Raw genomic sequence first — 14,459 nt, 5'->3', positions numbered from 1 at the left:
TTTGTATATTTGTCTAAATTATATGAAAATATTCGTTTCCATTTCAATGTCTATTTTATTCTTTTTTCAAGGGATAAGCATAGATATGGACTTTTGTGGTCCAATTAAAGAAATTTCAAACGTTATTACCCATTATCAAGACCATAAAGTTTATGGTGACTCTTTCCTTGAATATGTAGTTGAAGACTACATTGGCAGCGATGCTAAAAATGAAGAGCATCATCATAACCCAGATAAGGAGAATACACCAGTCCATTCCCATAATCAGTGTTGTCACCCTTTGGTATTAATTATTGCGAACAATAATTTGGCTTTAACCAATCGACTAAAATTTGAAGAGAAAAAACAATATAATTTACATAAAGTAAACTTCACTTCCAGATATTTGGAATCACTTTTCCAACCCCCTCGAGTATAATTCAGTTTTTTTTAAGGATAGCTATATCCTAACGTGATGCTTCTCAAAGTAAGCATTGCTCTATAAAAGCGTTGCACCTATTCGCACCGCAAGTTTTCAACTGAATTAATACATTTTCTATGATTAATAAAATCATTGATTTTTCAATCAATAACAAATTCATTATTGGTTTGCTAACGCTTACCATTGTTGGAGCAGGTATTTGGAGTATGACCCAAGTACCAATAGATGCTGTTCCAGATATTACCAATAACCAAGTTCAAGTCATTACGCAAGCCCCCAATTTAGGTACAGAGGATATTGAACAATTTGTAACCTACCCTGTGGAAGTTGCAATGAGCAACCTGCCTGATGTAAAGGAAATCCGTTCCATTTCTCGTTTTGGTTTATCTGTAGTTACTATAGTTTTTGACGATGATATGGGAACGTATCTACCACGTCAATTAGTAGCAGAAAAACTAAACGAAGTTAAAGAACAAATTCCGAGTGGTTTTGGCGAGCCAACTATGGGTCCTATTTCTTCAGGTTTAGGAGAAATTTATCAATACACACTTAAAGTAAAACCAGAGTATAAAGACAAATATTCGGTTACTGATTTGCGTACAATGCAAGATTGGATTGTACAGCGTCAAATGGCTATGGTAGAAGGTGTAGTTGAGGTAAACGCCATAGGTGGAAAAATTAAGCAATACGAAGTTGCTGTAGACCCAAACGAATTAAAAGCTATTGGTTTAACAATTACCGATGTTTTTGAAGCTCTTGAAGCTAACAATCAAAATACTGGTGGAGCATACATTGAAAAGAACCATCAAGCCAATTTTATTCGTGGAGAAGGTTTGGTGCGTAGTTTAGAGGATATTAAAAAGATTACCGTTAAAAACACAAACAATATTCCAATTACCGTAGGCGACATTGCTACGGTACAATTTGGTGCTGCCATTCGTTATGGAGCTTTAACCCAAGATGGAGAAGGCGAAGTAGTTGGTGGTTTGGTTATGATGCTTAAAGGCGCTAATTCAAACGATGTTATTGAGAATGTAAAAGTGCGAATGGCTCAAATTGAAGAGTCATTACCAGAAGGTGTCATTATCGAACCATTATTAGACCGAAGCAAATTAATAGCAGAAACGACCTCAACGGTTGCTACCAATCTAATTGAAGGGGCATTAATAGTGATATTTGTTCTTATTTTCTTATTAGGTAATTGGCGTGGTGGTTTAATAGTAGCTTCAACAATTCCATTATCTCTATTATTCGCATTTATACTAATGAATGTGTTTGATGTTTGGGCTAACTTAATGAGTCTGGGAGCAATAGATTTCGGAATTATTGTCGATGGTGCTGTGATTATTGTAGAAAGTACCGTTTTCCTAATTGCTTCGCAAGTTCTAAAGAAAAGGAAATTGACATCCAAAGAGCGAGATGGTGTTGCTGCAAACGCTTCAAAAAAAATGATGAATGCTGCCTTTTTCGGTCAGCTGATTATTTTAATTGTATTTCTGCCAATACTGGCATTAGAAGGTATAGAAGGAAAAATGTTTAAACCAATGGCATTGACCTTTATTTTCGCAATGATTGGTGCAATGGTACTTTGTTTAACCTACGTTCCAATGATGTCTGCACTTATTTTAAGAGCGCCAAAGTCAGACAAAAAATCTTATGGCGATAAATTCGTGCATTGGGTAGAACGTAAATACCAACCACTATTAGAAAAAGCTTTAAAGAAAGGAAAATTAATAATTGGTGTTTCTGTTGTCTTATTTGGTATTGCAGTTTTTATGTTTACAAGAATGGGTGGCGAATTTATTCCACAACTCGATGAGGGTGACATTGCATTTCACGCCATTTTAAAACCCGGAAGCTCGCTTACAGAAACGATTGAAACAACCACAAAAATTGAACAAATTGTAAAAGCAAAGTTTCCAGAAGTTGAAAAAATTGTAAGTCGAATTGGTGTTGCCGAAATTCCAACCGATCCAATGCCAATGGATTTAGCAGATGTATTTGTAATACTGAAACCAAAAGGTGAATGGACAACCGTTGAGACAAAAGATGAACTCATCGAAAAAATGAAAGAATCAGTGGAAATAATTCCTGGTGTGAATTATGAGTTTACGCAACCAATTGAAATGCGTTTTAACGAATTGCTTGAAGGTGTTAGAGAAGATATAGCTATTAAACTTTATGGAGAAGATATAAATGTATTGTCTCAAAAAACAGAAGAAATATCTAAAATTATTGCAGGTACTGATGGTATTGGAGATATGAAAGCGGAAGCTACAACTGGTTTACCGCAAATGACAATTACTTATAACAGAAGTAAATTGGCACAATACGGACTTCAAATAAACACGTTAAATCAAATTGTGCAATCAGCTTTTGCAGGAGGAATAGCAGGAACTATTTTTGAAGGCGAAAAACGATTTGATTTGGTGGTTAGGTTAAGTTCTCATAATCGTAAAGACATAACAGATGTGCAAAATTTGTTTATCAACTTACCTTCTGGTGCACAGATTCCACTTCGCGAAGTAGCTGATGTAAGTTACAAAGCAGGTCCAATGCAAATAAGTAGAGATAACACCAATAGAAGAACTTATGTAGGTATTAATGTAAGAGGTCGTGATGTAAAATCGTTAGTAGGCGAAATTAAAACTAAATTAGATGCACAATTAGAACTACCTTCTGGTTATTTTATTCGTTATGGTGGTGCTTTTGAAAATTTAGAACGTGCCAGTAACCGTTTACAAACTGTCGTTCCTATTGCCTTGTTACTCATTTTTGTACTGATATATTTTGCACTAAAATCGTTACCACAAACCTTAATGATTTACATCGCTATCCCAATGGCAACCATTGGTGGTGTTGTGGCATTGTGGTTACGAGATATGCCTTTTAGTATTTCGGCAGGTGTTGGTTTTATTGTTCTGTTTGGTGTTGCGGTTTTAAACGGATTAGTAATGATTAGTGGACTTAACGAATTAAAAGAAGAAGGAGTAACCAATCTAAAAGATAGAATAATAGAAGGTACAAAGCGAAGAATTAGACCTATTATGTTAACAGCTTTTACAGATGTTTTAGGCTTTTTACCTATGGCAATTTCAGCATCAGCTGGTGCAGAAGTTCAGCGTCCTTTAGCAACTGTTGTAATTGGTGGTTTATTAACCTCTACATTATTAACATTATTCGTTTTACCTATATTATATCATTGGGTAGAAAACAAATCATTCAATTTTAGAACTGACAAAAAAGTAATAACAGTTACTGCTATGGTAGCTTTTATGTTTTTGTTGCCAATAACAGGTAACGCACAACAAATAAACGATTCGTTACCTAATATTTCAATGCAAGAAGCTGTGAAATTGGCTAAAGAAAACTATCCAAGTCTAAAACAACGACAGCTTGAAATTGATAAGCAACAACAATTAAAAGAAACTGCTTTCGATTTTGGTACTACTCAAATTTTTACTGGTGGCGAAGAAATTAACAATGGCACAGGTATTTATACAACTATAGGTGTTGGTCAATCAAATATAGACGTGTTTGGTATTTCGCCAAAGAGAAAATTACAGGAGCAACGTATTCAGTTAGCCCAAAAAGCCTTTCAGCTTTCAGAATTAGATTTAGAATTGGAAGTTAAAAAGGCGTGGGCAAATGCCTTACAGAGTAAAAGAAAATATAATTTATACAAAGAGTTAGATTCTATTTATACCAACTTTGAAAAAGCAGTTGCATTAAATTATGAAGTAGAAGCTATTTCGCGGTTAGAATATTCGGCTGCCAAAAATCAAGCCTTACAAATTCAGAATAAATTTATGCAATCAAAAAGTGAATATGCTATTGCATTACAACAATTAAATCTATGGTTAGTTTCTAATGAATTTTATACAGTTTCAGATGAAATTGATATAGAGAGCGAAATAAATGTAGAATCCTTTAGTTTAGAAGCACATCCGTTGTATACTATTTCTCAACTTCAAGTCACAGAAGCAGAAGCAAACTATAGAGCTGCCAAAGCCGAAAATTTACCAAAGTTCAACCTTCAAGGTGGCTTGCAAAAAGTAAATGGAAATTCTGGATTTTACACCTATCAAGCTGGTATTTCCATTCCGTTTTTATCTGGTACAACAAAAGCACAAGTTAGAACAGCAAAAATTGATAGACAAATTGCCGAATCAAATATGCAGTTCAAACAAAAGGAAGTACAATCTAAATTTAATCAAACTAAAGAAAATTACCAAAAATGGAAAACATCTTGGCTGTTCTATAAGAATGAAGTATTACCACTTATTAAAGAACAAAAAACAGGTGCTTTGTTTGCATATAGAGAAGGAGAGATTGATTACACAGCGTTTACACAACTTATAAAAGAAGCTATTCAATCAGAACTGGAAGCACAAACAGCGTTAGCAAACTATTTAGAAAGTACATTTCAATTACAATATTTTAATCAATAAGAAAATGAAAAATAGATTATATAAATTTTTAGCCATAATAATGTTATCCATTTTTGTTTCTGCTTGCGGAAATAAAGAAAGCCACAAAGAAGACAATGGCAATTCGCATAACGAAGAACAAAATACTGAAGAAAACGATGACCATAAAGAAGACGAAGAAGTGATGCTTTCACAACAACAGTTTGAAGCCTTAAAAATGAAAATAGATACCATTGCTTCACGCAATATGAGTGGTTATGTGGAAGCCAATGGAACTTTAGAAGTACCACCACAAAACGAGGCTGCTATAACATCAGTAATTGGTGCTAATGTAGTTTCTATTGAAGTGATTGAAGGGGATAAAGTGAATAAAGGTCAAGTAGTGGCATATCTTTCACATCCAAATATTATTCAAATGCAAACCAATTATTTAAATGCCTATAGTGATAGTAATTTTTTAAAGAAGAATTATGAGCGTCAACAAAAATTGTACGATGCAGGTGTAGGATCTGGTGCAAATTACCAAAAAGCTGAAGCAGAATATGAAGCCTCAAAGGCAATGGTTCAAGGAATGGCAGCTCAATTACAATTATTAAATATTAGTGCAACGTCGGTTCGCAATGGTAGTATTGCACAACGTATTTCACTACGCAGTCCTATTGAAGGCTATGTGCAAAAAGTAGAAGTAAAAACAGGACAATATGTTGAACCTCAAACCGAACTCTTTGAAATAGTAAATACACATCACGTTCACGCTGATTTAATGGTGTTTGAAAAAGATGTGTATAAAGTTAAGAAAGGTCAAAAAGTAACCTTTAATGTACAAACAATGCAAGATGAAGAATTAACAGCTGAAATTTATTCGGTAAGTAAAACTTTCGAAGACAATCCTAAAGCGGTACACGTACACGCAGAAATTGAGAATAAAAAAGGCATTCTTATTCCTGGAATGTATATTCAAGGAAAAATCCAAACAGAAAATACGAAAACTATGGCGTTGCCCGAAAGTGCCATAGTAAAAGAAGGCGATAGGTTTTTCGTGTTTTCGGCGGAAAAAGAAAATGAAGACTGGAGTTTTAAACCTATAGAAGTGCTATTAGGGGCAAAAGATGGTAATTGGATAGCAGTTCAATTTTCTGTAGATATAAAGCCAAATACAAAATTCGCTTATAATAATGCTTACTACCTTATAGCAGAAATGAAAAAAGGCGAAACAGAACACGAACATTAATTATGCAAACAATAGAACAATTTTTAGAGTCAAAAGATATACGGGTTACGGCAATGCGTTTATTGATTTATAAGTTTCTTGCAAATAAACAAATAGCAGTAACATTAAGTGATATAGAAAATGCTTTTGAAAAAGCAGATAGAACCACATTGTACAGAACTATTAAAACATTTGAGGAAAAAGCGATAGTGCATCAAATAGACGATGGTACAGGAATTACTAAATATGCTCTGTGTGAAAACGGATGTAATTGTGAAATTGAAACTGATTTGCATTTGCATTTTCATTGCAATAACTGTAATGAAACTATTTGCTTAACAGAACATAAAATCCCTTTAATAAAAGTACCAGATGGTTTTGTGTCAGAAAACGTAAACTTGGTGGTAAAAGGTATTTGTGATAAATGTAGTGGACAATAATTGCACTTCCATTGCACGTATTGGTATTATATTTTTACAATCAAATGAGATAATAATGAAACTGAATTATAAAATACCAAAGTATTTAAAAGATGCTTATAATAAAGAACTTGGTTTATATGAAGTTGCTTTGGCTAACAGTGATTTTACTAATGCGTGGTATCATTTAGAAAGAAGTCACATTATAGGTCAATCTTATCCTATTGAGCATACCTATTCACATTGGTTAATGCTAAAGTTTGGCTTAATGCAAAAAAACACCAAAGAAGTATTTGGACAAATAATAAGATTAATTGTTGGAGGTTGGAAATCGTTCATTAATCACATACCAATCGGCAATACAGGAGGTGCAAATGTACCACCATTAAAACGTATGCCTATTCCTAATGATATTAAAAATTTATTCAATTCAAAATGAAAAAAAAGAAAGTCAATTTAAGAGATTTAAAACCAGATTCAGAAGAACAACATAGTCACGATGATGGTCACGATCATAGTGGCAATTCAAGTCAAATTAAAGCCTATATTCCAGCAATCATAAGTTTTACAATGCTAATTATTGGCATTGCTTTAGATTATTTTGATGTTGCATTTTTTAAAGATTGGTTGCGTATTGTATGGTATGGTATAGCATATTTGCCAGTAGGTCTTCCTGTAGTAAAAGAAGGATGGGAAAGTATTAAAAAAGGAGATGTGTTTACAGAGTTCTTTTTAATGTCCATTGCTACTATTGGTGCGTTTATTATTGGCGAATATCCTGAAGGTGTTGCAGTAATGTTGTTTTACGCAGTTGGGGAACTATTTCAAAATGCAGCTGTTAACAGAGCAAAAGGAAATATAAAAGCCTTACTTGATGTAAGACCAAATGAAGCTCTGGTATATCGCAACAATGATTATGTGTCTGTGAGTCCAGAAACGGTTGAAATTGGCGAAAAAGTGCAAGTGCGTGTGGGAGAAAAAATTCCTTTAGATGGTATTCTACTTTCCAAAAAAGGTTCATTCAACACAGCTGCATTAACAGGAGAAAGTAAACCTGATACGATTGCAAAAGGTGAAAAAGTTTTTGCAGGCAGCATTAATTTGGACGGTGTAATTGAAATAGAAACCACCAAAGAATTTAAAGACAGTTCCATTGCAAGAATTTTGGATATGGTACAGAACGCCACAGCTCGAAAATCTAAAACAGAATTATTCATTAGAAAATTTGCACGTATCTACACGCCAATAGTTGTGTTTTTAGCAATAGGTGTTACGTTTCTACCATACTTTTTTGTAGATGATTATGTCTTTAGAGATTGGTTATACAGAGCTTTAATTTTTCTTGTGATTTCTTGTCCTTGTGCTTTGGTAATTTCTATTCCATTGGGTTATTTCGGAGGATTGGGAGCAGCTTCAAAAAACGGAATTTTATTTAAAGGAGCTTCGTTTTTAGATGCAATGACCAAAATAAACACCTTGGTAATGGATAAGACAGGAACGGTTACCAAAGGAGTTTTCAAAATCAAAGAAGTAAAAGCAATTGATTGGAAAGAAACCGAATTTATGCAATATTTAATGGCGATGGAAGAGCAATCCACGCATCCAATTGCTAAAGCAATTTTAGAGTATAAAGCAGAAGGAGAAGATTTTGAAGCACAAGACGTTTCTGAAATTGCAGGAAAAGGTTTAAGAGGCATTGTAAATGGTAAAACAGTTTTAGTAGGAAATAAAGCCTTAATGACTGCCAATAATATTGAGGTTCCAACGGAAACGGAATCTATTGTAGAATCTATAGTTTTAGTAGCAATAGATAATAAGTTCGCTGGTTATGTGGTAATAGCAGACGAATTAAAAGAAGATGCCAAAGAAACAATTACAGCCTTACATAAAGTTGGTATTAATAATATAATGATGCTTTCTGGAGATAAAGATTCCATTACCCAACAAGTCGCAAAAGAATTGAATATTAAAAATGCTAAAGGTGGATTATTACCAGAAGATAAATTAAACGAAGTTGAAATTTTAAAGAAAAATCCAGCAAACAAAATAGCTTTTATAGGTGATGGTATTAATGACGCACCAGTTTTAGCAGCAAGTGATGTAGGGATCGCAATGGGTGGTTTAGGAAGTGATGTAGCTATTGAAACAGCAGATGTTATTATTCAAACAGACCAACCTTCAAAAGTGGTAAAGGCGATTAAAATAAGTCGTTCCACAAGAAAAATTGTTTGGCAAAATATTATTTTGGCATTTGGTGTCAAAGTAATTGTATTGATTTTAGGAGCAGGAGGTTTGGCAACAATGTGGGAAGCAGTTTTTGCAGATGTTGGTGTTGCACTTTTAGCAATATTAAATGCGGTTCGCTTGCAGAAAATGACTTGGGATTAAGCAGATTAGTCAATTAAACTTCTGTTAAACAGAATCAATAGTTGTTAAAATTTCGTAACTTCGCAATCAATATGAAGCAATTTTTCCATAAAATAATGTCTTTAACAATGGCTTTTGTAGTGTTATTCTCTACAATGTCATTTACTTTGAATATGCATTATTGTGGAGATACGTTAGTAGAAACTGCTATCTTTCAAAAAGCCAAAGGGTGCGGAATGGAAATGGAAAAGCCTTCAACCGAAGGATGTTCTATTACCAAGAAAAATTGTTGTGATGATGAACAATTAGCAATTGAAGGTCAAGACGAATTGCAATTGCAAGTTGATAAAATCACGTTTGAGCAACACCTATTTATAGCTTCATTTGTTTACACTTACATTAACCTTTTTGAAGGTTTAGAAAATAACGTTTCTACTTACGAAGAATATAAACCGCCACTCGTCATAAGGCAACTCTACAAGATTGACGAAACATACTTAATTTGATTTTTAAACAATAGAATTTTTTATCCTATGACTGCAATTTCGTAAGGATAATTCGCTGTATTCGGTGTTTTCCTTACACCATTGTCTAACTGTTTAATAATCAAAGCCAATGCTCAATAAAAGCATCAAATTTTTAATAGAAAATAAACTCGTTGCAGTTCTGCTACTCGTCCTTTTTGTAGGATGGGGAACGGTTAATGCACCTTTTAATTGGGATACAGGTTTCTTACCAAGTAATCCAGTTGCTGTAGATGCCATACCAGATATAGGAGAAAACCAACAAATCGTTTTTACAAAATGGGATGGTCGCTCACCACAAGATATAGAAGACCAAATTACATATCCATTAACCACATCCTTGTTAGGGATTCCTGGAGTAAAAACCATTCGTAGTTCTTCTATGTTCGGCTTTTCAAGTATCTATATCATTTTTGAAGAAGACATAGAATTTTACTGGAGTAGAAGTCGTATTCTCGAAAAACTTAATTCCTTACCAAGTGGTTTATTACCCGAAGGTGTTAATCCTGCATTGGGTCCAGATGCTACAGGATTAGGACAAATATTTTGGTACACGCTTGAAGGTCGTGACGAAAACGGAAATGTAACTGGTGGTTGGGATTTGCAAGAGTTACGCAGTATTCAGGATTACTATGTAAAGTATGCGCTGTCCTCTGCAAGTGGTGTTTCAGAGGTTGCTTCTATTGGTGGCTATGTTCAAGAATATCAAGTGGACGTGAATCCAGAACTAATGCGTCAGTATAATATTGGATTACATCACGTTGTAAAAGCAGTTAAGGAAAGCAATAAAGACATTGGTGCACAGACTTTGGAAATTAACCAAGCCGAATATTTAGTTCGTGGTTTGGGTTATGTGAAATCCATTTCAGACATCGAAAATGCAGTAGTCACTTCAGAAGATTATACTTCAATTAGGATAAAGGATATTGGTAAAGTTTCATTAGGTCCTGCAACAAGACGTGGATTATTAGATAAAGAAGGTGCAGAGGTTGTTGGTGCTGTTGTGGTGGCTCGTTATGGCGCAAACCCAATGGAAGTCATTAATAACGTAAAGGAAAAAATTAATGAATTAAGTGCAGGATTACCTTCAAAAGTATTAGCGGATGGTAGAACCTCACAAGTAACCATAGTGCCTTTTTACGATAGAACAGAATTGATACAAGAAACATTAGGCACACTTAACGAAGCCTTAACTCTTGAAATATTGATTACCATTTTAGTAATAATTATTATGGTGTTTAATCTTCGAGCTTCCGTACTAATTTCTGGACTATTACCTGTTGCAGTTTTAATGGTATTTATTGCAATGAAACTCTTTGGTGTAGATGCCAACATTGTCGCTTTATCAGGTATTGCTATTGCTATCGGTACAATGGTCGATGTTGGTGTCATACTATCAGAAAATATCATTCGGCATTTAGATGAAGATGATGGAACACAATCCACTAATACGGTAGTTTATAACGCAACAGCTGAAGTATCTGGCGCAATCGTGACCGCAGTTATGACAACTATTATCAGTTTCATTCCTGTATTTACAATGATTGGAGCGGAAGGAAAACTATTCAGACCATTAGCCTTCACAAAGACTTTTGCACTAACAGCTTCTATAATCGTGGCGTTATTTTTAATTCCACCGTTTGCTGCATTTTTATTCAGAAAGAAAAACATTAAAAACACTTTTAAATATGTTTTAAATGGTGTCTTAATGGCATTAGGAATCGCTGCCATAATTTATGGGTATTGGTTAGGATTGATTTTGATAGCGTTTGGAATTACAGCACTTCTCAATCTTCAAAATAAGATAACAGAGAAACAAGCTAATCTTATCAATATTATTATTTCCGTATCAGCTATTGTGTTCTTGTTAGCCGAATACTGGAGACCATTAGGCGTTGATAAAAGCATTTTTTGGAATCTCATTTTTGTGAGTGTTATTTGCTTTGGTTTATTAGGTGTTTTCTCATTATTTATAAAATACTACACACGTATTTTAAGGTGGTGTTTAGATAACAAACTATTGTTTTTATCTGTTCCAACTGCTATTGTCATCGCAGGATTTTTCATTATGAAAAATACAGGCAAAGAGTTTATGCCCTCATTAAATGAAGGCTCATTTCTACTAATGCCAACCTCGATGCCACATTCTGGCGTAGAAGAAAACAAACGTGTTTTACAGCAATTAGATATGGCAGTAGCCAGTATTCCAGAGATTGAAACCGTAGTTGGTAAGGCAGGAAGAACAGAATCAGCTTTAGACCCAGCACCACTATCAATGTACGAGAATATGATTCAGTATAAACCAGAATATATGCTGAATGAAAACGGAGTACGCCAACGCTACAAAGTAAATGATGATGGCTTCTTTGAATTGAAGGATGGTCGTTTGGTTTCTAATCCTAATAATTCCGAAAACGTCATTTTTAGCACTATAAAAAGGTCTCAATTAATTGAAGATGATGATGGCGAGTACTATCGTAATTGGCGACCAGAAATACAGTCACCAGACGATATTTGGAATGAAATCGTAAGAGTTACAAAGTTACCAGGTGTTACTTCAGCACCAAAACTACAACCTATTGAAACCCGATTAGTGATGCTTCAAACAGGAATGCGAGCACCTATGGGAATTAAAGTAAAAGGTCAAGACTTAAAGCAGATTGAAGCGTTTGGTGTGCAATTAGAAAACATCATCAAGGAAGCTGAAGGTGTTAAAAAAGAAGCTGTTTTTGCAGACCGTATTGTTGGTAAACCCTATTTGTTAATTGATATTGATAGAGAGAAAATTGCACGTTATGGCATTTCGATACAAGATGTTCAAGATGTATTAAAAGTAGCAGTTGGTGGTATGGTCTTAACCCAAACGGTAGAAGGTCGAGAGCGATATGGTGTTCGAGTACGATACCCAAGAGAATTACGTGCAAACCCAACAGACTTACAACAGATTTATGTACCAGTTGAAAAGGGTAGTCCTGTGCCATTAAGCGAATTGGCAACTATAAGATACGAACAAGGTCCACAAGTCATTAAAAGTGAAGATACTTTTTTAGTAGGTTATGTATTGTTTGATAAAATGGATGGTTTTGCAGAAGTCAATGTCGTAGAAAATGCACAAGCACTAATCCAAGAAAAGATAGATTCTGGTGAATTGATAGTTCCAAAAGGAATCAACTATGCATTCACAGGAACGTATGAAAATCAGTTACGAGCAGAAAAAACCTTATCGGTTGTTGTACCGTTAGCATTGGCAATCATTTTCTTAATTCTGTATTTCCAGTTCCGTTCGGTTGGTACGTCCTTAATGGTATTCACAGGTATCGCAGTAGCGTTTGCAGGTGGTTTTATAATGATTTGGCTCTATGGCCAAGATTGGTTTTTAAACTTCAATTTCTTTGGCGAAAATATGCGAGACTTATTCCAGATGCATCCTATTAATTTAAGTGTAGCAGTTTGGGTTGGATTTATTGCGCTCTTCGGTATTGCAACAGATGATGGTGTAGTAATGGCAACCTATTTAACGCAAACATTTGATAGAAACACACCAGAGAATAAAAAGGAAATTAGAGCATCCATAGTGGAAGCAGGAGAAAAACGTATCAGACCCTGTTTAATGACTACAGCTACAACCATTTTAGCATTATTACCAGTATTAACCTCTACAGGTCGAGGAAGTGATATAATGATACCTATGGCAATACCAAGTTTTGGTGGAATGCTTATAGCCTTAATAACCTTATTTGTTGTTCCAGTATTATATAGCTGGAAAGCCGAATTTCAACTTAAAAGAACTGTAAAATGAAACAAATAAAATCACACATAAAATCAGTCTTTATTCTTTGTTCGTTATTCTTTGTTCTCATTGGAAATGCACAACAATTAGAAACACTTATAGATGAAGCATTAACAAACAATCCAGAAATTCAAAAGTTTGAGTTACAATACAAAAGAGCTTCTGAAAAAGTAAACGAAGTCAATACCATTCCTAATACCGAATTTGGTGTTGGTTACTTTGTAAGTGAACCGGAAACCAGAACAGGTGCACAACGCTTTAAAGTATCTGCTAAACAAATGTTACCGTGGTTCGGAACCATTACATCGAGAGAAAACTATGTAAGTTCATTGGCAGATGCTAAATACGAGGACATTGTTATCGCAAAGCGAAAACTAATGGCTTCGGTATCACAATCCTATTATAATCTATACGCCAACAAAGCAAAGCAAGAGGTTTTAACTGAAAACATCAAACTATTAGAAACTTACGAAACATTAGCACTAACATCTGTTGAGGTTGGTAAAGCATCCGCAGTAGATGTATTGCGTTTACAAATGCGCCAAAACGAAATGCAACAACTAAAAGATGTATTGCAACAACAATTTTTAGCAGAACAAACTAACTTCAATAATCTATTGAATAGAGATAATGATGTTACCGTGAATGTAGTAGATAGTTTAATGATACCTTCTGAAGACTTTGATATTACTTCTGAAAATTTAGCATTACATCCTGAATTGCTAAAATATGATAAACTGTATCAATCCATAGAACAATCAGAATTATTGAATCAAAAAGAAAGCAGTCCAATGATTGGTTTTGGATTAGATTATATCAATGTTGCTGAAAGGCCAAATATGGATTTTAGTGATAACGGAAAGGACATTGTGATGCCAATGGTTTCGGTATCTATCCCAATTTTCAATAAGAAATATAAATCGCAAACCAAGCAGAATGAGTTGCAACAGCAAGAAATTACTGCTCAAAAACAGGAACGCTTAAATACTTTGGAAACTCTTTTAGACAAAGCGATTAACGAAGGCATTTCTGCAAGAATAAGTTATGCTACCCAAACCAAAAACCTAAAGCAAGCTAAAGATGCAGAAGGTATTTTAATCAAAAGCTATGAAACAGGAACGATAGATTTTAATGATGTTTTGGATATTCAAGAGTTGCAGCTAAAGTTTCAAATGAACCAAATAGAATCTGTGAAGACCTACTATGTGCAAAGTACAATCATTAATTATTTAACACAGCAATAATGAAATGAGCGGATGTATTATTATTATAAAACTATTCAAGATTTTTATAAGCGA

Annotated in this window: 9 protein-coding genes; all 9 read left to right on the top strand. The window is 34.3% G+C overall.

Annotation, left to right across the window (positions count from 1 at the left end):
• The first annotated feature begins 22 nt into the window (after positions 1–22).
• A complete protein-coding gene (locus MUN68_RS08030; protein ID WP_249997238.1) occupies positions 23–418 on the top strand; it encodes a hypothetical protein in 396 nt (131 codons plus the stop codon).
• A gap of 119 nt (positions 419–537) precedes the next feature.
• Positions 538–4,872, top strand: coding sequence for a CusA/CzcA family heavy metal efflux RND transporter (locus tag MUN68_RS08025; RefSeq protein WP_249997237.1), 4,335 nt, complete (start codon positions 538–540; stop codon positions 4,870–4,872).
• A gap of 4 nt (positions 4,873–4,876) precedes the next feature.
• The gene (locus MUN68_RS08020) at positions 4,877–6,082 is read left to right on the top strand and encodes an efflux RND transporter periplasmic adaptor subunit (RefSeq protein ID WP_249997236.1); all 1,206 of its coding nucleotides are present in this window, start codon (positions 4,877–4,879) and stop codon (positions 6,080–6,082) included.
• A 2-nt stretch (positions 6,083–6,084) separates the two neighbouring features.
• Positions 6,085–6,501 carry a Fur family transcriptional regulator gene (locus MUN68_RS08015; protein ID WP_249997235.1) on the top strand — a complete coding sequence of 139 codons (417 nt, stop codon included), beginning with the start codon at positions 6,085–6,087 and terminating at the stop codon, positions 6,499–6,501.
• A gap of 55 nt (positions 6,502–6,556) precedes the next feature.
• Positions 6,557–6,919, top strand: a complete 363-nt coding sequence (locus MUN68_RS08010) for a DUF3703 domain-containing protein (RefSeq protein WP_249997234.1) — start codon at positions 6,557–6,559, stop codon at positions 6,917–6,919.
• The gene (locus tag MUN68_RS08005; RefSeq protein WP_249997232.1) at positions 6,916–8,868 is read left to right on the top strand and encodes a heavy metal translocating P-type ATPase; all 1,953 of its coding nucleotides are present in this window, start codon (positions 6,916–6,918) and stop codon (positions 8,866–8,868) included. The genes MUN68_RS08010 and MUN68_RS08005 overlap by 4 nt, the downstream gene beginning before the upstream one ends.
• Before the next feature lie 71 nt (positions 8,869–8,939).
• Positions 8,940–9,353 (top strand): HYC_CC_PP family protein, encoded by a 414-nt coding sequence (locus MUN68_RS08000; protein ID WP_249997231.1) that lies wholly within the window; start codon positions 8,940–8,942, stop codon positions 9,351–9,353.
• A 109-nt stretch (positions 9,354–9,462) separates the two neighbouring features.
• Complete coding sequence (locus MUN68_RS07995; RefSeq protein WP_249997230.1) at positions 9,463–13,170, top strand: efflux RND transporter permease subunit; 3,708 nt, start codon at positions 9,463–9,465, stop codon at positions 13,168–13,170.
• The gene (locus MUN68_RS07990) at positions 13,167–14,405 is read left to right on the top strand and encodes a TolC family protein (protein ID WP_249997229.1); all 1,239 of its coding nucleotides are present in this window, start codon (positions 13,167–13,169) and stop codon (positions 14,403–14,405) included. The genes MUN68_RS07995 and MUN68_RS07990 overlap by 4 nt, the downstream gene beginning before the upstream one ends.
• Positions 14,406–14,459 lie beyond the last annotated feature (54 nt).

This window comes from Psychroserpens ponticola (assembly GCF_023556315.2).
Classification (GTDB): Bacteria; Bacteroidota; Bacteroidia; order Flavobacteriales; family Flavobacteriaceae; genus Psychroserpens; species Psychroserpens ponticola.
This window is presented reverse-complemented; position numbering and strand designations above follow the sequence as displayed.

Excerpts from the sequence above, each read along its gene's own strand:
- MUN68_RS08030 (WP_249997238.1), top strand. The coding sequence starts at position 23 with ATGAAAATATTCGTTTCCATTTCAATGTCTATTTTATTCTTTTTTCAA.
- MUN68_RS08025 (WP_249997237.1), top strand. The coding sequence starts at position 538 with ATGATTAATAAAATCATTGATTTTTCAATCAATAACAAATTCATTATT.
- MUN68_RS08020 (WP_249997236.1), top strand. The coding sequence starts at position 4,877 with ATGAAAAATAGATTATATAAATTTTTAGCCATAATAATGTTATCCATT.
- MUN68_RS08015 (WP_249997235.1), top strand. The coding sequence starts at position 6,085 with ATGCAAACAATAGAACAATTTTTAGAGTCAAAAGATATACGGGTTACG.
- MUN68_RS08010 (WP_249997234.1), top strand. The coding sequence starts at position 6,557 with ATGAAACTGAATTATAAAATACCAAAGTATTTAAAAGATGCTTATAAT.
- MUN68_RS08005 (WP_249997232.1), top strand. The coding sequence starts at position 6,916 with ATGAAAAAAAAGAAAGTCAATTTAAGAGATTTAAAACCAGATTCAGAA.
- MUN68_RS08000 (WP_249997231.1), top strand. The coding sequence starts at position 8,940 with ATGAAGCAATTTTTCCATAAAATAATGTCTTTAACAATGGCTTTTGTA.
- MUN68_RS07995 (WP_249997230.1), top strand. The coding sequence starts at position 9,463 with ATGCTCAATAAAAGCATCAAATTTTTAATAGAAAATAAACTCGTTGCA.
- MUN68_RS07990 (WP_249997229.1), top strand. The coding sequence starts at position 13,167 with ATGAAACAAATAAAATCACACATAAAATCAGTCTTTATTCTTTGTTCG.